We start from the raw sequence: 21,358 nt of genomic DNA on the forward strand, positions 1-21,358 counted from the left end.
GACGGCCGTACGCCCCTTCGTCGTGTGCGGGTCAGGCGTGCAGTTCGCCGTCGATGACGGTGACCGCGTGGCCGGTCAGCAGGGTGCGGTCGCCGCGCAGCCGGGTGCGGACCAGGCCGGTACGGGCGCCGCCCTGGAAGCCGGTCAGGTCGTCGCGTCCGAAGCGCGCGGACCAGAACGGCGCGAGCGCGGTGTGGGCGCTGCCGGTGACCGGGTCCTCGTCGATCCCGACGCGGGGGAAGAAGCCGCGCGAGACGAAGTCGTAGCCGCGCTCGGGCTGTTCGGCCGCGGCCGTCGCGATGACACCCCGGTCGGAGAGGTGCGCCAGGGCCGCGAAGTCCGGCAGCAGGGACCGGACGGCCGCCTCGTCGCGGAGCTCGACGACCAGGTCGCCGATGTGGGCGGCGGTGTCGTGGACCGAGACGACTTCCGCGCCCAGCGCCTTCTCCAGGCCGTCCGGGGCCGGCACGGGGGTCAGCGCGGAGGTCGGGAAGTCCATGGTGAGGGTGCCGTCCTCCTCGGCGGTGGCGCTGAGGACGCCGCAGCGGGCCGCGAACCGGACGGTGCCCGTCGCGGCGCCGGTCGTGTGCAGGACGTGGGCGGTGGCGAGGGTGGCGTGGCCGCACATGTCGACCTCGGTGGTGGGGGTGAACCAGCGCAGGGCCCAGTCGGCCTCGCCGCCGGGCGGCAGCGGGTGGGCGAAGGCGGTCTCGGAGAGGTTGACCTCGGCGGCCACCTTCTGGAGCCAGTGGTCGTCGGGGAACGAGTCGAGGAGAAGGACCCCTGCCGGGTTTCCGGAGAAGGGGCGGTCGGTGAAGGCGTCGACGATTCGGATCCGCATGGCACGGACCGTACCGGCGCGGTAAAGCCGCAGGCCAAGGCCAATCCGGGACGACTGGACCGGACGAGTGTTGGCAAACGAACTGTTCCGATATATCGATGAGACATCGCGACAGTTCAACGATGTACACCCGATGGAAGGAGCGTTGCGATGCGTTCACATGGACACCCACACGGACATGGAGACTGCGGACCCGGCCCTCGCGGTGGGGGAGGACCGCGCGGTGAGTTCGAGGGGCGGCGTGCCGCCTTCGGCCCCTTCGGGCCGGGCTTCGGCGGCGGACCGTTCCGGGGAGGCCCCTTCCCCGGCGGGCGCGGTCACGGCGGCGGCAGGGGAAGGGCGCGGCGCGGTGATGTGCGCGCCTCGATCCTGGCGTTGCTGAAGGATCGCCCGATGCACGGGTACGAGATGATCCAGGAGATCGGCGAGCGCAGCGGCGGGGCGTGGAAGCCCAGCCCCGGCTCCGTCTACCCGACCCTCCAGCTCCTCGAGGACGAGGGCCTGATCGTCAGCCGGAGCGACGGCGGCAAGAAGCTGTTCACGCTCACCGACGCCGGCCGCGCCGAGGCCGAGTCGGGGCCGGAGGCCCCGTGGGAAGAGGCCGGGCGCGGGGTCGACTGGGAGGCGCTGAACGAGGTCCGACAGGCCGGCTTCGGTCTGATGGAGGCGTTCGGGCAGGTCTGGAAGACCGGCAGTGCGGAGCAGCGGGAGAAGGCCGTCGGAGTCATCAACGAGGCCCGTAAGAAGCTGTACCTGATCCTGGCCGACGAGGGCTGAGCGGCGGGACGGGGCGAGTACGGGAAAAGGAGGGGGCCCGCGGCGGATCGCCGACGGGCCCCTCCTTCAGGTCCGTCTCAGGCCACCAGGGCGGCCAGCTTGCGAAGGGACTCGTTCAGGGCCGCGGTGGCCGAGTCCTTCAGCTTGCCCGCCATCAGCGAGACGGCCGCGCCGGTGAACTGGCCGTCGATCCGCAGCGTGGTGGCGGTGGCGTCACCCACCGCCGCGAGCGAGTACCGCGTGCCGACCTCGACCCCCATCGGCCCCTTGCCCCGGATGGCCAGCACCCGGGCCGTCTCCAGCTCCTCGACCGTCCAGGTCACCTCGGCGGGGAAGCCCATCAGTTTCATGTTCTCCGCGAAGGTGGCCCCTGTCTCCAGCGAGGCCGGCCCCCCGTTCGGGAAGCTGGTGTGGGTGGCGTTCCACTCTCCGTACGAGGTGAAGTCCGTCAGTCGCGCCCAGACCTTCTCGGCCGGCGCCTCGATGCGTGCCTCCGCGCTGACTTCGGCCATACGACCACCCCTTCACGGGTTCCCGTGTTCTCGTGTTCCTGCCGGTCCCTGGTGTCGACGGAACGTAGCCGCGCGGCCGTGAACATTCAATACTGATGAACCGTCAGTTCTTTGGGTGTCGCCGCTCCACCAGATCCGCGCGGAGTCGAACCGGTCGGAGGCCCGCGGCCCGCCGCTCTCGTCGTGGCAGTGGAACGCGGCCCAGAAGAGATCGGCCGGCAGCGCCTCCCGCGGTGCGTACACGCGGTAGACGTACTGCCGCCCGTCGAGCGCGAGGAGGGCGACCATCCAGAACATGCTGGGGGGACGAAGCCGGAGGGCGCCTGGGTTGCATTCGGGGCGCAAAGCAAGGCGGCGCGCGCCCCCAGGGGGAGAAGGCCGGAAATCTCCTCCGCAGGGAGGAGAGGTCGCTCGCCCGTGCCCACCTCCGGTGGGATGCGCACATGCTTCTCGCCGGGGATGCTTCGGCCGCTCGTGGCTGATGAGGTGGAAGCGTGCATAGTCCCGTCCCTCGTGTGCCCCCGCAGCCTGTGGCCCATCAGCCCGTGCCCCGGCAGCCTGCGGCCCGCCGCCCGGAGATCCACCTCGGCCGCCTCACCCCCGAACTCGCGACCGTCGTGGCGACGGCGCGCCGCAGAGCGCTGCGCGACGGGGACCGGCAGATCGACACCGCCCACCTGCTCCATTCGCTCATCGAGTCCGACCCCTCGGCCGGCGCCGCCTTCGAGGGCCGGCCGCAGCTCGCCCGGGTGCTCGGCTACCTCGTCCAGCGCTCCATCGGCTACGGCCTGCGCTGGCAGGGCTCCGTCGAGAACTCCGGCACCCTGGCCGTCGTACGGGACGGAGATCCGGCGGCGGACGGCTGGTCGCCCGCGGCGGCCGCCGCGATGAGCCGTGCCTGGGAGCGGGCCGCGCTGCGCGGCGATCCCCGCGCCACCGGCCTCGACCTGCTGGCCGTGATCGCCGCGGATCCGGAGTGCCGGGCCGTCGAGGTGCTCGGCCGTGCCGGGGTCGATCCGGTCGCGCTGACCACCCGTATCGGCGAGCTGTCTCAACAGGTGTAACGGGGGTTACGCGCCTGACGCCGTCCTGTCATCATGGCCCGATGCACGCGTCTCAGGGGAGAAGCGCCGGCCTGGGACTCGCCCTGGCCTCGGCCTTCGCTTTCGGTGGTTCAGGTGTGGCGGCGAAGCCGCTCATCGAGGCGGGACTCGACCCGCTCCATGTGGTGTGGCTCCGGGTGGCCGGGGCCGCCCTCGTCATGCTGCCGGTGGCCTGGCGCCACCGCGATCTCCTGCGCCGCCGGCCCGCGCTCCTCGCCGGCTTCGGGCTCCTCGCCGTCGCGGGCGTCCAAGCCTGCTATTTCGCCTCGATCTCCCGCATCCCCGTCGGGGTCGCGCTGCTCATCGAGTACCTCGCCCCCGCCCTCGTCCTCGGCTGGGTCCGCTTCGTCCAGCGCCGGCCGGTCACCCGCGCCGCCGCGCTCGGCGTCGTCCTCGCCGTCGGCGGCCTGGCGTGCGTGGTGCAGGTGTGGTCCGGGCTCAGCTTCGACCTGATCGGGCTGCTGCTCGCGCTCGGCGCCGCCTGCTGCCAGGTCGGGTACTTCGTCCTCTCCGACCACGGCGGCGACGAGTCCGACCCCGTCGACCCGCTGGGCGTCATCGCCTACGGGCTGCTCATCGGCGCCCTCGTGCTCACCGTCGTCGCGCGTCCGTGGGGCATGGAGTGGTCCGTGCTCGGCGGCGAGGCGGACATGAACGGCACGGGCGTGGCCGCCTGGCTGCTCCTGGGCTGGATCATCCTGATCGCCACGGTGCTCGCCTACGTCACCGGGATCGTCTCGGTGCGGAGGCTGTCGCCGCAGGTGGCCGGTGTCGTCGCCTGCCTGGAGGCCGTGATCGCGACCGTGCTGGCGTGGGTGCTGCTCGGCGAGCACCTGGCGGCGCCGCAGATCATCGGTGGCGCGGTGGTCCTGATCGGCGCGTTCATCGCCCAGTCGTCCACGCCCAAGCCGGCCTCGACGGAGCCGGTGGCCGGGTCCGAGGCGAGCGCCCGCGCATCCGAGTTGTCCGGCGGCCGGACCGCCCCCTAGGGTGCTGACCATGCATGCGACCGTCCTTCCGCCTCCCGCCGTCTAGGCGCGGGCGGCACTCTCCCTGACGAAGACCGGGCTCGGGCAGTCCCCGAGCGGTTCGTCGCTGCCCGCGTGCGGAGTCCAGCGACCACACCACCCGTCTTCACACGGAGAAGCACGTGTCGAATTCCTCCGCGCCCGCGGCAGCCATGCCTGCCGTCGGGCGGAGCCTCCTCTATCTGATCGTCGCCGGCATCGCCTGGGGCACGGCCGGGGCCGCGGCCTCGGTGGTGTTCCAGGTCAGCGACATGGGCCCGCTGGCCATGTCCTTCTGGCGCTGCGTCGGCGGCCTGGCGCTGCTGCTCGGCGCGCTCGCCCTGCGGCCCGCGCGACCCGCCGCCGACGTGACGGAACCGCGCCGGCGCCGACTGATCCGCATCCTCGGTACGGGGGCCGGGCTGACCCTCTTCCAGAGCGCCTACTTCGCCGCCGTCGAGGCCACCGGGTTGGCCGTCGGCACGGTCGTCACGCTGGGCGCGGGCCCCGTGCTCATCGCGCTCGGCGCCCGGCTCGTCCTGGGCGAACGGCTCGGCCGGGGTGGCCTGGCGGCAGTCGCCGGGGCGCTCACCGGACTCCTCGTCCTCGTCCTGGGCGGGATGCTGGGCGGCGCGAGCGGCGAGGTCCGGCCGCTGGGCGTGGCGCTGGCGGTGCTCTCGGCGGCCGGGTACGCCGTCGTCACCCTGCTCACCCGGTGGCTGGGCCGCGACGGCGGCGGCTCCGACGCTCTGTCGACGACCACCTGGGCCTTCGCCGTCGGCGCGGTGGGGCTGCTGCCGATGGCGGCCGTCGAGGGCCTCTTCCCGCACACCGACCGCCCCTGGGAGATGCTCGGGCTGCTGGTGTACGTGGCGGCGGTGCCGACCGCGCTCGCCTACGCGCTCTACTTCGCGGGGGCGGCGGTGGTTCGGGCGGCCACCGTGTCCGTGATCATGCTGCTCGAGCCGGTGAGCGCGGCGGTGATCGCGGTCGGAGTGCTGGGGGAGCGGCTCACCGTCGCCACCGTGCTGGGCACGCTGCTGCTGCTCACGGCGGTGACCGGCCTCGCGTACGGCGAGGCGCGGTCGGCGGCGGTGCGGCGGCGGGAGGCCATGGCGTAGGTGGGCGGGCGCGGGCCGGCGGGGGGCGGCGGAGAGGGCGGGCTCAGATGACCGAGAGGTAGTCGGGCAGGGCGACGGCCGGGTCCTGGTCGTCGGCCGGGATCGGCGTTCCGTAGGACTTCCGTACGGGGATCACACCGCTCCAGTGCGGGAGGGACGCGTCCTCCGGCTCGTCGTTGGGGCCGCCGGTGCGGACCTTGGCGGAGACCTCGTCGAGGTCGAGGCGCAGGACGGCGGTGGCCGCGAGCTCCTTGGCGTCGGCCGGGCGCGAGTCGTAGGAGCGGCCCGGCACGACGTGGTCGACCAGGGCGTCGAGGGCGGTGCGCAGCTCCTCGGCGTCCGTGACCTGGTGGGCGGTGCCGTGGACCACGACCGACCGGTAGTTGATCGAGTGGTGGAAGGCGGAGCGGGCCAGGACGAGGCCGTCGACGTGGGTCACCGTCAGACAGACCCGCAGTCCGGGATCGGTGGCGCCGCCGCCCGCCATGCGCAGCGGGCGTGAACCGGTGGAGCCGTGGACGTACAGGCGGTCCTCGATCCGGCCGTAGAGCGTCGGCAGCACGACGGGCGCTCCGTCGCGGACGAAGCCGAGGTGGCAGACGTACGACTCGTCGAGTATCGAGTGCACCAACGCGCGGTCGTACGAAGCGCGGTGGCGGGAACGGGTGGGGACGGTCCGCTCGGTCGGCTCGTAGGAATCCGTCATTGCCTTCTCCATTGCACTAGTGCATAATCTCGTTTGTGCTAGGAGAGTATCGGATCGAAGGTCGTCGCGCATCGGAGATCGCCGCCAGCGTGGAGCGCGGAGTAGGCGCGGGGGCGCTCGAGCCCGGCCGACTCCTGCCACCCATGCGGGAGTTGGCGCTCACCCTGGGGGTGAACCCGAACACCGTCGCGGCGGCGTACCGGACCCTGCGGGAACGCGGGGTCATCGAGACGGACGGCCGGCGCGGCAGCCGGGTGCGGCCCAGGCCCGCCACGACGGCCCGCGGGTCGATCCAGGTGGAGGCGCCGCCCGGTGTACGGGACGTGGGCCAGGGCAATCCGGACCCCGCCCTGCTGCCTTCGCTGGGCGAGGCGCTCGCCGAGGCCGCGCGGCGCGCCGCCGAGCGGCCGGGGCTGTACGGGGAGGCCCCCGTGGACGAGGAGTTCGCCCGGCTCGCTCGTGCCGCGCTCAGCGCCGACGGGGTACCCGACGGGCCGGTCGCGGTCGCGTCGGGGTCCCTCGACGCCATCGAACGGGTGCTGGCCCTCCACCTCAAGGCGGGGGACGCGGTCGCCGTCGAGGACCCGGGGTGGGGGAGCCTGCTCGACCTCGTGCCGGCGCTCGGACTGCGGCCGGTGCCGGTCGCGGTCGACGACGACGGGCCGCTGCCGGAGGCGGTGGGCCGCGCGCTGCGGGACGGCGCGCGGGCGGTGATCGTCACCGACCGGGCGCAGAACCCGACCGGCGCCGCCATCGGGGAGGCCCGCGCCGACGCGCTGCGGCGGGTCCTCTCCGCTCATCCGGACGTGCTGCTCATCGAGGACGACCACGGGCACGGCATCGTCGACCTGCCGCTGCATCCGCTGGCCGGAGTGACCCGCCGCTGGGCCCTCGTACGCTCAGCCGCCAAGGCATACGGGCCCGATCTGCGGATCGCCGTCCTCACCGGCGACGCCGAGACCGTCGACCGGTTCCTCGGCCGTCAGCGGCTCGGGCCCGGCTGGGTCAGCAGGCTGCTGCAGCGCGCGGTGGCGCATCTGTGGGCGACGGGCGCGGTGGACGCGGCGGCGGTCGCGCGCTCCTACGGGCAGCGGCGCGACGGGCTCGTCCGCGCGTTGCGGGGCCGGGGCGTCGAGGCGTACGGCCGCAGCGGGATGAACGTATGGGTGCCGGTCTCCGACGAGACCGGCGCCGTGGCCCGGCTGCTGGGCGCGGGCTGGGCGGTGGCACCCGGTGCCCGCTTCCGGATGGACACGGGGCCGGCCGTCCGGCTGACCGTCTCCGGGCTGACGGTCGCGGACATCGAGGCCCTGGCCGACGCGGTCGCGGGCGCGGCGGGACCGGCGCCGGCGCGGAGCTACGGCTGACCGGGGAGGACGGGACGGGTGGTCCCTGGAGGGCCTGGGGGCGGCCCGGCCGTCCCTCGGGCGCGGGCCGGTGCGGGTGTCCACCCCCGGGGCACGGCGGGCCGGTGCGGGTGCCCGCCCCTCGGGCGTAAGCCGGCTGAGTGTCCGTCCCTCGGGCGCCGGCCGGTGGAGTGCCCGCCCCCGGGGCGCGGCGGGCCGGTGGAGTGGCTGTCCCCGGGGCGCGGCGGGCCGGTGCGGGTGTCCTACGGTTGGCGGGCCACCGCCGGCGCCGGTTGTGGAGCCGTGGCGTTCTCCGGGGAACCGGAGACGCGGACGGTGATCGTCGGCCGGCCGCCCCGCCCCCGGGTCTGCGTGAGCGCCGCGCCCGCGAGGACGATGACGGCGCCGACCGGGGTGTTCCAGCTGAGGTGTTCGTCCAGAAGGGCGACGCCCGCCGCCGTGGCGATGACCGGGATGAAGTACGTGACCATCGCCGCCGTCGTCGGGCCGACCTCCGCGACCACGCCGTACTGCAGCAGCATCGCGTACCCCGTGCCCAGCACCCCCAGGGCGATCACCGCCAGCAGCGGGCCGGTCTCGACCGAGGACGGGAGCGTGGTGAACAGCGGCGTGACCACGGCCAGTTGGAGCGTCGCCAGGCCGACCTGGGAGCCGGCGAGCGAGAGGTTGGAGGTGCCCGTGCCGGCCAGCGTGCGGCGGACGTAGATCCAGCCCACCGCGTAACTGAACGAGGCGAACAGCGCCATCAGCGTGCCGGTGACGTCCAGCCCGGAGAAGCCCTGCCAGGCGCCGAGAACGGTCAGCACCCCGATGAAGCCGATGCCCAGACCCGCCGCGCGCACCCGCGTCGGGCGGTCCTCGGAGAGCGCGACCAGGGAGAGGAGCATGCCCCACAGCGGCGTCGTGGCGTTGCAGATCCCCGCCAGCGTCGAGGGGATCGTCAGCTCCGCGTACGAGAACAGCGAGAACGGCAGGGCGTTGAGGAGGAACGCGGCGACCGTCAGGTGCAGCCAGGTGCGGCGGCCGCGCGGCAGCCGCTCGCGCTTGACCACCATCGCGACGGCCAGCACCGCCGTACCGAAGAGCAGACGCCCGAAGGTCACCTGAAACGGTGCGAACCCTTCCGTACCGACCTTGATGAAGAAGAAGCTGAAGCCCCAGACAAGGGCCAGCACACCGAAGCGGATCCGCCAGTCGACCATCATGGGCACAAGACTGACGGCCACAACCTCGTAGAACAAGCGAGACTAAATGAACCCCTTCCCTTAGGATCGCTTACATGTTGAACCTGGAGCGCCTGCGCACCCTGGACGCCGTCGCACGCCACGGCTCCGTCAGTGGAGCGGCCGACGGGCTGCACGTCACCACCTCGGCCGTCTCGCAGCAGCTGTCCAAGCTGGAGCGGGAGATCGGCCAGCAGCTGCTCGCCAAGAACGGCCGGGGCGTACGGCTCACCGACGCCGGGCTGCTCCTCGCCGAACACGCGGCGCGCATCCTCTCCCAGGTCGAGCTCGCCCAGGCGGACATCGAGGCGCAGCGCGGCCAGGTCGTGGGCGAGGTCCGGATCGCGGCCTTCCCCACCGCCGCGCGCGGACTCCTGCCGGGCGCCCTCGGCGCACTGCGTACCGCCCACCCCGAGCTGCGGGTGAGGACCACCGAGCTGGAGCCGGAGCGGGGTATCCGTGAGGTGCTGCGCGGCGATGCCGATCTCGCGATCGTCCTGGACTGGAGCAACAAGCGCGCGCCGGTGCCGGGCGGTCTCGAGCGGGCCCATCTCCTCGACGACGCGGCGGACGTCGCCATGCCGGCCGACCACCCGCTCGCCGCACGCGAGGAGGTGGATCTCGTGGACTTCGGCGACGAGGAGTGGGTCTCCTGGCCGGAGGGCGAGTTCTGCCACGACTGGCTCATGTTCACCCTGCGCTCGCAGGGCATCGAGCCGCGCATCGCCCATCTCGCGGGGGAGCACCACACCCAACTCGCCCTGGTGGCAGCAGGATTCGGGGTGTGCGTCACGCCGCGCCTCGGCCGTGGCCCCACCCCGGAAGGGATCGCCTTCGCTCCCGTGCGGCAGCGCATGCGCCGGCACATCTACGCGACCTGGCGCACCGACGCCGACCGCCGGCCGTCGATCCGCGCGGCGGTCGAGGCCCTTCAGGGCGTGGGGGCGGCCATCGGCGTCTGACGCGGCGGAAGGGCGGGCGGGCCGCGGAGGGTCACGGCCGGGCCGGCGCGGACCCGGCGCTCAGAGGGTCGCCAGCTTGCGGAAGTCCCAGGACGCCACGGCGTCGGGCGTGAGCTTCAGCCAGGCGTGCCGGCCGTCGTGCGGCATCGAGTCCAGGCCGAAGTTCTTGGCGGCGAAGAGCCGCTCGGGCACGTCGAGTTCGGGGCAGGGCTCGCCGGTGCGCGGGGCCTCGCCGACGAAGACCGCGGTGCCCGACAGTTCCGCGCCGCGCAGCTCTCCGTACTCCTCACCGTCGTCGACCACCACCGCGATCCGCGGGTCGGCGCGCAGGTCCGCCCAGCGCCGGCTCCGGGTGATCGAGTAGAGCCAGATCGACGTTCCGTCCCACACGAACCAGAGCGCGCCGACATGCGGACGGCCGTCGGCCGATACGGTCGCGACGCGGCAGGTGCGCTGCTCGGTCAGGAAGGTGTCCAGTTCGGCCGGGGTCATCATGATCCGGCGTCCGCGGCGCTGCGTGACGGTCATCGTCGGTCCCGTTCTACGATTCTGATGAGGTGTCAGGAATCATGGGGCCTCTTCCCTCCTGGAGCAAGGGTGGCTAACCTCGCCCGCCCGAGTGCCGAGCCGAGGGGGACCATGACCAGCGCCAAGCAGTGGGCACAGCTCCAGGAGCAGCTCGACCCGGGCGGCACGGTCCTGCTCACCGTCGAATGCCAGGAGGGCGTCGTCGGCCGGAACGGCGCCCTGCCCGAACTCGCCGCCGCCGCCCGCTCGTCCGGCGTCCTGCGGAACGTCGCCCGGCTGGTCGCCGGGGCGCACGAGGCCGGGGTGCAGGTGGTGCACGCGGTCGCCGAGCGCCGGCCGGACGGCCGCGGCGCCAACAGCAACGCCCGGCTGTTCCGGGCCGCCGCCCGCCTCCCCGTACAACAGCACAGCGGCAGCACGGCGGTACGGATCGCCGAGCCCATCGAGGTCGCGGCCCAGGACCTGGTCGTACGACGCCTGCACGGCCTCTCGCCACTCGCCGGGACCGACGTCGACCCGCTGCTGCGCAACCTCGGCTGCCGCACCCTCGTCGTCACCGGCGTCTCCGCCAACGTCGCCGTCCCCAACGCCGTCTTCGACGCGGTCAACCTGGGATACACCGTCGTCGTACCCGGCGACGCCATCGCGGGGGTGCCGGCCGACTACACCCCCGCGATGATCCGCCACACGCTCGCGCTCGTCTCCACCATCACCACCACGGAGGAGGTGCTGGGCTGCTGGAAGAGCCCGCGGCGCGTCAGCTGAGCCGGGCAGGCAGGGCGCGTCGCGCGAGCCCGGTTCCGGGGCTCCATGGCGTGTCGCGCGAGCCGGGCTCCGTGGCTCCGTGGCGTGTCACGCGAGCGTGATCGCGTCCCCGTCGACCTTGATCGGGGTCGGCGGCAGCGGAGCGGTGGCGGGGCCGCCCTTCACGCTGCCGTCCGAGGCGTCGAACAGACTCTGGTGGCACGGGCAGGTGATGACCCCGTCGGCGACCCCGCTGACGGCACACCCCTGGTGCGTGCACTTCGACGAGAACGCCTTGAACTCGCCGGCCGCCGGCTGGGTGATCACCACCCCCTGATCGGCCAGCACCTTGCCGCCGCCCACCGGGATGTCCGCAGTCTTCGCCAGGGGCGCGCCCGGCTCGCTCGGCGCGCCCGGATCCGCCGAGCCACCCCCCGAGCCGGCCGTCGAACCGCCGTCGCCCGCCTTGTCGTTCGTGCCGTTGCCGCATGCGGTCAGTACCGCCACGAGACCCGCGCCACCCGCCGCCGAGACCACCGTCCGGCGTGCCACTCCACTCATGAGCTCCCCTTGTCTTCGCACCGCGTCGAGGCGATCACTCTGTCAGGATCCAGTACGCGCGAGCGCACCGAAACGTTCAGTCGTGGAAGATGTCGCCAGGGCCGCCCGTACCTCCCGCGCCAGGGCGACGGGGTCACCGGACGGAGTCGTCGGGTAGGGCGTGTGGCCGCGGGCCCAGGCGTCGTCCCGGGCGAACCAGTCGACGGCGACCGGATCGGTCCCGTTGACCAGCGCGCTGTCGAGGCCGGCGAAGTACGCGGCCCAGCGCGGCGCGTAGACGTCCCGCACCAGCCCCGCCCATTCACGGTTGGCGTAGTCGTGCAGGCCGCCCGTCTCGCTCGGCCCCCTCCCGCCCCAGGTGGTCAGGATCGACCGGGCGTCGTACTCCAGCCGGTCGCGCTCCGCCGGATCCGCCCCCCAGGACCGGGCGTCGGCGAGCCACGGACCGAGCAGGAAACGCCGGTCGGAGCCGACCAGCCGCCCGAGCAGCTCCAGATCGGCGTTCCACTCGCGCACCAGCACCCGGAAGCCGTCCAGGTCCTTGGCCTCGTACGCCGCCCGGATACGCGGCAGCAGGACCCGGCTCCGATTGGTCAGCGCCTGTCGCGCCACGTCCACGAGGTCGAAGCGGTACGCGTCCGTGTCCCGCAGGCCGGGAGCCACCTGGAGCAACTCGGCGAGCGCGCGCTCCACCGTGGCGGCGTCGTAGCGCATGGCGGTCGGGCTCCACCGCGCGGCCCTGGCCACCGTCAGACCCGGGCGCGCGGCGAAGAGGCTGTCCTGCGGCTCGCTCCACGTACCGGAGCGCGTGCTGTACGGCCCGAGGCGCAGTTGCTCCCACGCGGCTGCCGCGTGCGGATCCGCACCGCCGTAGCGCCGGGCCGCGTACGCGGCGAACCAGGCCCGCTGGTCGATCGGGCCCGGCTCCCAGGCCAGCTCGGTGAACAGGTCGAACGCGGCGGGGTTCCCGCCGGTGCCCTCCGGGAGGTACGCGATGCCGCGCAGCGCGCTGTCGGGCGCGGTCAGCCACGTACGGAAGCGGTCGCCCCACACACCCGTGTTGGCCCCCAGGCTGGTGTGCCCGCCGAAATTGGCGATCGAGCCGAAGGCATAGGGGGCACCGCTCCACTGCGCCTCGCGGTCGAGGTTGTCGTAGCGGTCGGAGAGACCGTCGAGGATCAGCACGCGGCGGCGGTCCACGCCGCTCAGGAGAGTCGCGGTGGGGTTCCGCTGCCAGCCGAGCATGACCCACGTGGCGCCGGGGCGCGCGGCCTCCAGAGCGCGCTGGACCGCCCCGGCCGCGCCCGCGACATCGACCGGACCCGGGGCGCCGCCCTCGTGCAGCAGGTCCATCTTGACCATGTCGCTCGCACCGAACCGCCGCTGCTGGACCCGGTAGTAGGTGGCCGCCAGCCGGTCGAAGACCGGACCGGTGGGGTCCAGCCAGTCCGGCCGGTCGAAACCCACCCAGGAGCCCTGGGGGACCGTGACGGCACCCGGGTTCCGGGCGGCGAAACCCGGAGGCACCGTGCCGAAGAAGCCCGGCAGCACCGGGGTCATGCCCATCTCGCGCAGATGACCGGAGATCCGGCTGCCCAGTGCCGCCCGGGCCTCGATCAGCTGCTCGGAGACCGGCCCGGCGAACCCCGAGAGGTTCTGGAGGAGCCACCAGCCCTGATGGGCCGGGGCGGGGATCCAGTCGCGCAACTCCGCCGCGCTGTAGCCGAAATCCTGGAGCGTCCGGTAATAGGTGTACTCGGCCCCCGTGGGGACGAAGACCTCGTTCACGCCGTGCAGCGCCATCAGATCGATCTCGTGGCGGTAGGCGGCGAAGTCACGGTAGGGGCCGGAATAGCCCTCGTCGGTGTCGTTCAGGGCGTAGCGGTGGGGCACGGCCGCCGACCGGGTGAGGGTGCCGGGGACCGGGGGAAGCGTGGCGGGCAGCCGGCCGAGACTGTCGCCGGGCCATCCGATGTCGACGCCGGCGACCCGTTCCAGGTACCAGCCCACGCCGGTGAGCAACGTGGCCGGCGAGGTGCCCCGTACCTGGATCGCCCCCGCCGAGCCGGAGACCGAGAAGTGGTCGCCCGAGGGGGGCTTCTCGACCGGGACGAGGGTGAACTGAGCGGCTCGGGAGCCGAGCAGACGTCGCAGGCTCGCCCGTGCGGGCGCGGGATCGAAGGGGGACGGGGCGGCGGGCTCCACGTGCCCGGCGGGCATGTGCTGGGAGGGCATGTGCGCGGCGGCCACATGCTCGGGAGGGGTGTGCTCGGAGGTCATGTGCGCGGTGGCCACGTGCGGGGAGGCCATGTGCTCGGCGGCCGTGGAGGTGACGGGTCCCGGCAGCCACAGAGTGCCGGTCGCCGCCAGCACCAGGGCGGCCAGCGTCCGGCGACATCGAAGGACCAGGTGCTTGCCCATCTGGCTCCCTGTTCGGAGTGGTCGACGCATGGTCCGATCACTGTCCGTCGACCGGCGCCGCCTCTGCCGCAGGCGGAGCCGAGTTCCGGCGCCCCTCATCCGTGCGGGTGCATGGCCGACGGTGCGCGGGTGCGTCATTCGCCGTACGCGCGCGCATGACTGACGTCGTGTCGGACCGACGCGGACCGCCGGGCCGTTCACCGTATGGACACCGGAGAAGGCGGTTTCCGGTCGCCCTGCGGCTGCCGTACCGACACTCACGGGCACCACGATCACGCGAGTCCGTCCCTTTCCCGTACGGAGGAGTTCACGCGTGACCACCCCCCGATCAGTCCAGTCGATCGTGCTGGCCGTGACCACGGCCCTCGCGGCAGCCGCGCTCGCCGTGCCGGCCGACGCCCACGGACGGACGTCCGCCGGCGCGCTGCCCGCCGTGACGCCGCGCGCGGAGACGCCGACGCTGCACGACGACGAAGCGGGCGGCAACGCCGACGCGGACGACCCCGCGATCTGGCGCAACGCCGCCGATCCGGGCCGCAGTCTGGTCGTCGCGACGGCCAAGGAGGGCGGACTGCGCGTCTACGACCTGGACGCCCGGCCGGTGCAGTCGATCGCCGCGCCGCCGGCCCAGGGCGCCGACGACGCCCCCGGCCGGTTCAACAACGTGGACCTCGTCCACGGCCTGCGCCTCTCCTCCGGGCGGGCCGACCTGGCCGTCGTCAGCGACCGCGGCCACGACCGGTTGCGCTTCTACCGGATCGACCGCGACCGCGCGGGCGGCCCGCTCACCGACGTCACGGACCCCGCCGCGCCGGCCGTCTTCTCCAAGGACCAGGCCGAGATCAACGACCAGCGGACCGCCTACGGCCTGGCCACCTGGACCGACGCGGCGACCGGCCGCTCCTACGCCCTGGTCAGCCGCCGTGAGCGGACCAGCATCGCCCTCCTGGAACTCCTCCCCGCGGCGGGCGGCAGGATGACGTACCGCAAGGTCCGCACCCTGGACCTGCCGTCCACGTTCCGGCTGCCCGACGGCACGTCCTGGTCGCCCTGCGCCGAGCCCGGTGAGCTGCCCCAGGTCGAGGGGATGGTCGTCGACCCGGCCGACGGCACGCTCTACGCCGGCCAGGAGGACGTCGGCATATGGCGGCTGCGCGCCGACCTGACCGGCACGCCGAAGCTGATGGACAAGGTCCGCGAGTACGGAGTCCCCGGCGTCTACGACGAGCAGACCGAGGAGTGCGCACCGGGCACCGGCCCGGGCTTCGGCGGTTCCAGGGTCGCCGCCGACGTCGAGGGCCTGACGCTGCTGACCGAGTCCGACGGCGACGGCTACCTCCTCGCCTCCAGCCAGGGCGACAACACCTTCGCCGCCTACGACCGTGAGGTGGAGGACGCCAACGAGTACGAGGGCGGCTTCCGCGTGGCCGCCGGTGGCGCGCTGGACGGCTCCGAGGAGTGCGACGGCGCCGCGGTCCTGAACGCCCCCCTCGGCTCCAGGTACCCGAACGGGCTCCTCGTCGTCCAGGACGGCCAGGACGCCCCCGGCGACGGCGACCGCGCCTCGACGAACTTCAAGTTCGTCGACCTCGCCACCGTCATGGACGCCCTCGACGACTGACCTCCACGCTTCACCGAACGGCGCGCCCCGGACCAGCCCGGGGCGCGCCGTTCGTCGTTGTTCCGCCGCCGCCGCCGCCGCCGCCGCCGCCGCCGCCGTCGTCGTCGCCGACACCGACACCGACACCGGGGGACCGGTCGGGCAACCGGGTCCGTGCGGCGTGAACCCGTACCCCGACGATGGCTCGAATCCCGTCGGCCGTGCGGATAAACCCCGCGCCGAGCAAGATCACCGCTTCGGGTGCTGCCGACGGACTCCTCGGGCGAGCCCGGCCCGACAGCCGTTACTGTTCCCGGGAATCTGAACCAATTCCCCGCGTTTGCCCTCTACTTCCTCTTTCAACCGGTTGGCGCCGACTGTGCCGATCACCCCCCTCGAGAAGGAGAGCCTCGCCCGATGACCGTAGAGACCAGCCCGGAAGCGCAGGAGCTGGAGCCGCCCCGGCAGTCCAGCCTCAGTACCGCGGCTGCCCGTAACCTCGCCACCACCACCAAGTCCGCCCCGCAGATGCAGGAGATCACCGATCGGTGGCTGCTGCGCATGCTCCCATGGGTGGAGACCAAGGGCGGCGCCTACCGGGTGAACCGCCGGCTGAGCTACACCGTCGGCGACGGGCGCATCGACTTCGTCCAGGACGGTGCCCACGTCCGGGTGATCCCCCGGGAACTCGGTGAACTGGCCCTGCTGCGCGGCTTCGACGACGTCGAGGTGCTGACCGCCCTCGCCGGCCGGTGCGTCCAGCGCGACTTCCGGGCCGGCGAGGTGCTCGTCGAGCGAGGGACGCCCGCCGGGGAGATCCACCTGATCGCCCACGGCCGGGTCAGCCAGAGCTCCCTCGGCAAGTACGGTGACGAGGTCAGCGTCGCGGTACTCGCCGACGGCGACCGGTTCGGCGAGAACGCCCTGCTGGACGCCGACGCCACCTGGGACTACACCGCGACCGCCGAGACGGCCGGTACCCTGCTCACCCTCTCCCGTGCCGACTTCGCCTCCGTGCAGGCCGCGGCGCCGAGCCTGCAGGCCCACATCCACGCGTTCAGCTCCCTTCCCCTGCAACGCCAGAACCGGCACGGCGAGGCCGAGATCGCGATGTCCGCCGGCCATGTCGGCGAGGTCGCGCTGCCCGGCGCCTTCGTCGACTACGAGCTCAAGCCGCGCGAGTACGAACTCTCCGTCGCCCAGACCGTGCTGAAGGTCCACAGCCGCGTCGCCGACCTCTACAACGGGCCGATGAACCAGACCGAGGAGCAGCTCAAGCTCACCATCCAGGCGCTGCGCGAGCGCCAGGAGTACGAGCTGATCAACAACCGGGAGTTCGGTCTGCTCCACAACGCCGACTTCAAGCAGCGGATCCAGCCCCACTCGGGTCCGCCCACCCCGGACGACCTCGACGAGCTGCTCTGCCGCCGTCGCGGTACGAAGCTCTTCCTCGCCCACCCCAGGACGATCGCGGCGATCGGGCGCGAGCTCAACGCCCGCGGCATCTACCCGGACCACGTCGACCTCGACGGGCAGCGGGTGCAGGCATGGCGCGGGGTCCCGCTCCTGCCCTGCGACAAGATCCCGATCACCGAGGACCAGACCAGCTCGATCCTCGCCATGCGCCTCGGCGAGGACAACCAGGGCGTCATCGGTCTGCACCAGACCGGTCTGCCGGAGGAGTACGAGCCGGGCCTGTCCGTCCGCTTCATGGGCATGGACGAGCAGGCGATCATCTCGTACCTGGTCACCACCTACTACTCCGCCGCGATCCTCGTGCCCAACGCGCTCGGCGTGCTGGAGAACGTGCAGATCGCCCGCAGGCGCGACTAGCGGATCCGTCCCCCCCCCACGACAGCCCGGATCCGTCTTCCCGGGCCGGGCGGGCATGCCCGGCCCCGCGCCAGCCCCCCACCTCAGCAAGGAGCCACGGATGCCCGAACCTGGGCTTTCCCCTGTGCAGTCGAGCCTGCCGGCGGCTGCGGCCCGCTTCGGCGAAGCCGTCGCCGGCGCACTGTCCGCCCTGCCGGCACCACCCACCCTGCCCGCACTTCCCTCCCTTCCCTCCCTGCCTTCCCCGCCTTCCCTGTCCGTCCCGCCCTCCGTCTCCGTACCCGCGGTACCCGCGCCGAGCGCCGACGTCGAGCCGGCAGGGGCACCGGGCGCCGGCGGGGCGAGCCGGCCCAGCCCCGCCCTGGAGCGGGTCCTGCGCGGCCCCAGCGGTCTGGGAACAGCCGGCCTCCAGCTGACCCTGCGCGAGGAGCCGCCGGCGCCCGCGGCGCCCGTGGAGCCGGCCGAGGGAAAGCCGATCCCGGGCCTCTACCACCATCCGGTGCCGGAACCCGACCCGGCGCGCGTGGAGGAGGTCAGCCGCAGGATCAAGTCCTGGGCGCTGGACGAGGTCGACCTGTACCCCGACGAGTGGGAGGGCGAGTTCGACGGCTTCTCCGTCGGCCGCTACATGGTCGCCTGCCATCCGGACGCCCCGACCATCGAGCACCTGATGGTCGCCACGCGGCTGATGGTCGCCGAGAACGCGGTCGACGACTGCTACTGCGAGGACCACGGGGGCTCGCCCATCGGTCTCGGGGGACGCCTCCTGCTGGCGCACACCGCCCTCGACCACCTCCACGCGACGAAGGAGTACGAGCCCCAGTGGGCGGAGTCGCTGCACGCGGACGCCCCACGGCGCGCCTACCGCTCCGCGATGGAGTACTTCGTCCAGCACGCCACCGCGTCCCAGGCCGACCGGTTCCGGCACGACATGGCACGCCTGCACCTCGGCTACCTGGCCGAGGCCGCCTGGGCCCAGACGGACCACACGCCCGAGGTGTGGGAGTACCTGGCGATGCGCCAGTTCAACAACTTCCGCCCGTGCCCCACCATCACCGACACCGTCGGCGGATACGAGCTCCCGGCGGACCTGCACGCCCAGCCCGCCATGCAACGGGTCATCGCGCTGGCCGGCAACGCGACCACCATCGTCAACGACCTGTACTCGTACACCAAGGAGCTGGCCAGTCCCGGCCGGCATCTCAACCTGCCCGTGGTGATCGCCGAACGCGAGGACCTCTCGGAACGAGACGCCTACCTGAAGGCCGTCGACGTCCACAACGACCTCATGCGCGACTTCGAGGCCGCGGCCGCCGAGCTGGCCGCCGCCTGCCCCGTCCCCACCGTGCAGCGCTTCCTGCGGGGGGTGGCCGCGTGGGTCGACGGCAACCACTACTGGCACCAGACCAACACCTACCGATACAGCCTGCCCGATTTCTGGTAAGAACGGAATCATCTGTGACCAGCACCGAGTTCACCACCGTCAACGGCACCTCCGCGTTCGTCCCCGCCCCGGCGACGCCCTACCAGAGCGACATCGCGCGCTACTGGAACAACGAGGCCCGGCCCGTGAACCTGCGCCTCGGCGACGTCGACGGGCTCTACCACCACCACTACGGGATCGGCGACGTCGACCACGCGGCCCTCGGGGACCCCGAGGACAGCGCGTACGAGAAGAAGCTGATCGCCGAACTCCACCGCCTCGAGTCGGCGCAGGCGGAAGTCCTCATGGACCACCTGGGATCGATCGGGCGTGACGACACGCTCGTGGACGCCGGGTGCGGCCGGGGCGGTTCGATGGTCATGGCTCACCAGCGCTTCGGATGCAAGGTCGAGGGTGTCACCCTCTCGGCCAAGCAGGCCGACTTCGCCAACCAGCGCGCCCGGGAACTCGGCATCGACGACCACGTCCGCGCCCAGGTGCGCAACATGCTCGACATGCCCTTCGAGACGGGGCAGGCGGCGGGCTCGTGGAACAACGAGTCGAGCATGTACGTCGACCTGCACGACCTCTTCGCCGAGCACTCGCGGGTCCTCGAGGTCGGCGGCCGGTACGTGACCATCACCGGCTGCTGGAACCCGCGGTACGGGCAGCCCTCGAAGTGGGTCTCCCAGATCAACGCGCACTTCGAGTGCAACATCCACTCCCGCCGGGAGTACCTGCGCGCGATGGCGGACAACCGTCTCGTACCGCAGGCCGTCATCGACCTGACGCCCGCGACGCTGCCCTACTGGGAGCTGCGGGCGACCTCCTCCCTGGTCACCGGCATCGAGGAGGCGTTCATCAACTCCTACAAGGACGGCTCCTTCCAGTACGTCCTGATCGCGGCCGACCGCGTCTGACCCGCCGCTCGGACCGACCGCCGGCCACCGACCCCTCGGTCGGCGGCCGGCGGTCGTCGTCGTACACGCCCCGCTGTCACCCCGGACGTCGCCGCACCCTCGCCTCGTCGCCGCGAGGGCCGTCTGGGGAGATCACTTCGACATGATGAAGTCCAGGGCGAAGCCGGAAGCGGTCGTCCAGTAGGTGACGAGCTGGCCGTCGTCCGCGTACAGCGTCCTGACGGGCAGAGGAACGTCCATCGGCTTGCCCGCCTTGCTGCCGGGCGTGCGGCCCTGGAGGGTGAGCGACACGCTGTGCGCCTCGTACTCGTCCCTGGCGCCCCCGCTGACGAGCAGCGCGGCGTGGGCCTCCCCGCCCGGGGCGAGGGTGACGGGCTGGCCCGGGTCCGCGTCGCTGTCCTTGATCACCGGGACCGTGGTCCGGGCATCCGCACCGAGCCGTACGAGCGGGTAGTGGTAGAGGTGGCACGCGGCGTCGCCGGTGTTCTGGACGGTGAGGAGAAGGTGCCTGGCCTCCTTGCTGTCCGCCGGCTCCTTCACGGCGGAGACCGCGAGTTCGGCCGCGGTGCAGGCGGCGACGGCGCCGCCGCCGTTCCCGCCGGGGGCGCCCGACGTGCCGCTCGGCTTCGGCGGGGTCGTCCCATCGGGCTTCGCCGGTGTCGTCGCGCTCGGCCGGGCCGAGGGCCTGGTCGCGTCCGAGCCGCTGGTTGTGTCCGACCGGCACGCCGTGGACCCGAGCAGGGCGGCGACCACCCCGGCCCCGGCGGCGTAGCGCTTCCAGCCCCTCGGGCTCCTGCGGAAGGTGCGGGCAGCAGTGTTCATGATTCCCCCGTGGCCGGCCGTGGGCGGCCGCTCTCGACGCTCGTTTGCGGGGAGAGTCTGACCGGAAGGTGCCATGAACACGCTTGACCCGGGGGTCTGTTACCGAGGAGGTACAGGGACGAGGCGGTTCCGTGAGACGTCGCGCGGGTGCGCGGCCGGCCTCGCGAGTACGCCTCCGCGCGGGTGCGCGGCCGGCTTCCCGAGTACGCCTCCGCGCGGGTGCGTGAGCACCGTCCCGATGCTGTACTGGAGGGGCGGAACCCCCGTCGGAAGGGGTGGACATGCGCTCCTCGTCCCGCAGGCCCGGGGCCCTCATGGCCTCGGCCACCGTACTCCTGAGTCTCGGTTTCCTCGCCCCGGCCGCCCCCGCGCAGGCCGCCCCGCCGGGTCCCGTCGTCATCAGGGTCATCGACGGTGACACCCTGGAAGTGCGGGGCACCGGCAGGGTCGTCCCCGCCGGGGACGTCGTCCGCGTACGCCTGCTGGAGATCGACACCCCGGAGCGAGGCGCCTGCTACAGCCGCCAGGCCACCGCCCGGACCGCCGAGCTGCTGCCGCCGGGCAGCGTCCTGCGGACGGAGGTCGACGTCGAGCTGAAGGACCGCTACGGCCGCTATCTGCTCTACGTGTGGAACGAGCGGGGCGTCTTCGTCAACGAGTCCCTGGTGCGCAGCGGTCACGCGAAGAGCGTGCTGTTCGAACCCAACGACAAGCACTGGAAGACGATGACCGAGGCCCAGGCCGCCGCCCGGCAGGCCAGAGCCGGTCTGTGGGGCGCGTGCCCCACGGCCTGGAGGGGGGGGGGGGGGGGGGGGGGGGGGGGGGGGGGGGGGGGGGGGGGGGGGGGGGGGGGGGGGGGGGGGGGGGGGGGGGGGGGGGGGGGGGGG

Annotated in this window: 20 protein-coding genes and 1 pseudogene; 12 read left to right on the top strand and 9 right to left on the bottom strand. The window is 73.0% G+C overall.

Going from position 1 to position 21,358, the window contains the following annotated elements; all coding sequences use genetic code 11:
- Positions 1–31: 31 nt before the first annotated feature.
- A complete protein-coding gene (locus tag ACZ4VW_RS31590) occupies positions 32–841 on the bottom strand; it encodes a PhzF family phenazine biosynthesis protein (protein WP_467968413.1) in 810 nt (269 codons plus the stop codon).
- Between the two features lie 150 nt (positions 842–991).
- On the opposite strand from ACZ4VW_RS31590, the gene ACZ4VW_RS31595 reads away from it, so the two are divergent.
- Positions 992–1,618 (top strand): PadR family transcriptional regulator, encoded by a 627-nt coding sequence (locus ACZ4VW_RS31595; RefSeq protein ID WP_467968415.1) that lies wholly within the window; start codon positions 992–994, stop codon positions 1,616–1,618.
- Positions 1,619–1,695: 77 nt separating this feature from the next.
- Here ACZ4VW_RS31595 and ACZ4VW_RS31600 read toward each other — a convergent pair whose 3' ends face one another.
- Both ACZ4VW_RS31600 and ACZ4VW_RS31605 read right to left on the bottom strand, forming a co-directional pair.
- Positions 1,696–2,130, bottom strand: coding sequence for a type II toxin-antitoxin system Rv0910 family toxin (locus ACZ4VW_RS31600; RefSeq protein ID WP_467968417.1), 435 nt, complete (start codon positions 2,128–2,130; stop codon positions 1,696–1,698).
- An 86-nt stretch (positions 2,131–2,216) separates the two neighbouring features.
- A pseudogene (locus tag ACZ4VW_RS31605) lies at positions 2,217–2,427 on the bottom strand (hypothetical protein).
- A 248-nt stretch (positions 2,428–2,675) separates the two neighbouring features.
- Between ACZ4VW_RS31605 and ACZ4VW_RS31610 the strand changes: the two are divergent.
- The 3 genes from ACZ4VW_RS31610 to ACZ4VW_RS31620 all read left to right on the top strand — a co-directional run bounded on the left by ACZ4VW_RS31610 (position 2,676) and on the right by ACZ4VW_RS31620 (position 5,361).
- Positions 2,676–3,194 (top strand): Clp protease N-terminal domain-containing protein, encoded by a 519-nt coding sequence (locus ACZ4VW_RS31610; RefSeq protein ID WP_467968419.1) that lies wholly within the window; start codon positions 2,676–2,678, stop codon positions 3,192–3,194.
- Positions 3,195–3,235: 41 nt separating this feature from the next.
- Positions 3,236–4,222, top strand: coding sequence for an EamA family transporter (locus ACZ4VW_RS31615; RefSeq protein WP_467968421.1), 987 nt, complete (start codon positions 3,236–3,238; stop codon positions 4,220–4,222).
- 191 nt (positions 4,223–4,413) lie between these two features.
- Positions 4,414–5,361, top strand: a complete 948-nt coding sequence (locus ACZ4VW_RS31620) for a DMT family transporter (RefSeq protein ID WP_467968454.1) — start codon at positions 4,414–4,416, stop codon at positions 5,359–5,361.
- 43 nt (positions 5,362–5,404) lie between these two features.
- Here the strand turns inward: ACZ4VW_RS31620 and ACZ4VW_RS31625 are convergent, their stop codons facing one another.
- Entirely contained in the window at positions 5,405–6,067 is a 663-nt protein-coding gene (locus ACZ4VW_RS31625) for a pyridoxamine 5'-phosphate oxidase family protein (protein ID WP_467968423.1), read from the bottom strand.
- Between the two features lie 35 nt (positions 6,068–6,102).
- Here ACZ4VW_RS31625 and ACZ4VW_RS31630 point away from each other — a divergent pair, with 35 nt between their 5' ends.
- On the top strand, positions 6,103–7,434 hold the full coding sequence (locus tag ACZ4VW_RS31630) for an aminotransferase class I/II-fold pyridoxal phosphate-dependent enzyme (RefSeq protein ID WP_467968425.1): 1,332 nt from the start codon (positions 6,103–6,105) through the stop codon (positions 7,432–7,434).
- A 242-nt stretch (positions 7,435–7,676) separates the two neighbouring features.
- Here ACZ4VW_RS31630 and ACZ4VW_RS31635 read toward each other — a convergent pair whose 3' ends face one another.
- Positions 7,677–8,639 (bottom strand): DMT family transporter, encoded by a 963-nt coding sequence (locus ACZ4VW_RS31635; RefSeq protein WP_467968427.1) that lies wholly within the window; start codon positions 8,637–8,639, stop codon positions 7,677–7,679.
- 74 nt (positions 8,640–8,713) lie between these two features.
- On the opposite strand from ACZ4VW_RS31635, the gene ACZ4VW_RS31640 reads away from it, so the two are divergent.
- Positions 8,714–9,619, top strand: coding sequence for a LysR family transcriptional regulator (locus ACZ4VW_RS31640; protein ID WP_467968429.1), 906 nt, complete (start codon positions 8,714–8,716; stop codon positions 9,617–9,619).
- A gap of 60 nt (positions 9,620–9,679) precedes the next feature.
- Here ACZ4VW_RS31640 and ACZ4VW_RS31645 read toward each other — a convergent pair whose 3' ends face one another.
- A complete protein-coding gene (locus ACZ4VW_RS31645; RefSeq protein WP_467968431.1) occupies positions 9,680–10,147 on the bottom strand; it encodes a pyridoxamine 5'-phosphate oxidase family protein in 468 nt (155 codons plus the stop codon).
- Positions 10,148–10,258: 111 nt separating this feature from the next.
- Here ACZ4VW_RS31645 and ACZ4VW_RS31650 point away from each other — a divergent pair, with 111 nt between their 5' ends.
- Positions 10,259–10,912, top strand: a complete 654-nt coding sequence (locus tag ACZ4VW_RS31650) for a cysteine hydrolase family protein (RefSeq protein WP_467968433.1) — start codon at positions 10,259–10,261, stop codon at positions 10,910–10,912.
- 87 nt (positions 10,913–10,999) lie between these two features.
- Here the strand turns inward: ACZ4VW_RS31650 and ACZ4VW_RS31655 are convergent, their stop codons facing one another.
- Together ACZ4VW_RS31655 and ACZ4VW_RS31660 are read right to left on the bottom strand one after the other, a co-directional pair.
- Positions 11,000–11,452: a Rieske (2Fe-2S) protein gene (locus ACZ4VW_RS31655; RefSeq protein WP_467968435.1), complete on the bottom strand. Its 453-nt coding sequence runs from the start codon at positions 11,450–11,452 to the stop codon at positions 11,000–11,002.
- 42 nt (positions 11,453–11,494) lie between these two features.
- Positions 11,495–13,873 (bottom strand): alpha-N-acetylglucosaminidase, encoded by a 2,379-nt coding sequence (locus tag ACZ4VW_RS31660; protein ID WP_467968437.1) that lies wholly within the window; start codon positions 13,871–13,873, stop codon positions 11,495–11,497.
- A 313-nt stretch (positions 13,874–14,186) separates the two neighbouring features.
- Between ACZ4VW_RS31660 and ACZ4VW_RS31665 the strand changes: the two genes are divergently transcribed.
- The 4 genes from ACZ4VW_RS31665 (at position 14,187) to ACZ4VW_RS31680 (ending at position 19,649) form a co-directional block, all read left to right on the top strand.
- Positions 14,187–15,494 carry a phytase gene (locus tag ACZ4VW_RS31665; RefSeq protein ID WP_467968439.1) on the top strand — a complete coding sequence of 436 codons (1,308 nt, stop codon included), beginning with the start codon at positions 14,187–14,189 and terminating at the stop codon, positions 15,492–15,494.
- Between the two features lie 396 nt (positions 15,495–15,890).
- Positions 15,891–17,306 (top strand): family 2B encapsulin nanocompartment shell protein, encoded by a 1,416-nt coding sequence (locus ACZ4VW_RS31670; protein ID WP_467968441.1) that lies wholly within the window; start codon positions 15,891–15,893, stop codon positions 17,304–17,306.
- 55 nt (positions 17,307–17,361) lie between these two features.
- On the top strand, positions 17,362–18,750 hold the full coding sequence (locus ACZ4VW_RS31675) for a family 2 encapsulin nanocompartment cargo protein terpene cyclase (protein ID WP_467968443.1): 1,389 nt from the start codon (positions 17,362–17,364) through the stop codon (positions 18,748–18,750).
- Between the two features lie 14 nt (positions 18,751–18,764).
- Complete coding sequence (locus ACZ4VW_RS31680) at positions 18,765–19,649, top strand: geranyl diphosphate 2-C-methyltransferase (protein ID WP_467968445.1); 885 nt, start codon at positions 18,765–18,767, stop codon at positions 19,647–19,649.
- 132 nt (positions 19,650–19,781) lie between these two features.
- Here the strand turns inward: ACZ4VW_RS31680 and ACZ4VW_RS31685 are convergent, their stop codons facing one another.
- Positions 19,782–20,471 carry a DUF4232 domain-containing protein gene (locus ACZ4VW_RS31685; RefSeq protein WP_467968447.1) on the bottom strand — a complete coding sequence of 230 codons (690 nt, stop codon included), beginning with the start codon at positions 20,469–20,471 and terminating at the stop codon, positions 19,782–19,784.
- 314 nt (positions 20,472–20,785) lie between these two features.
- On the opposite strand from ACZ4VW_RS31685, the gene ACZ4VW_RS31690 reads away from it, so the two are divergent.
- Positions 20,786–21,358: thermonuclease family protein (locus ACZ4VW_RS31690; protein WP_467968449.1), on the top strand; the 573-nt coding region annotated here is incomplete at its 3' end.

Source organism: Streptomyces sp. NPDC029139 (genome assembly GCF_055564335.1).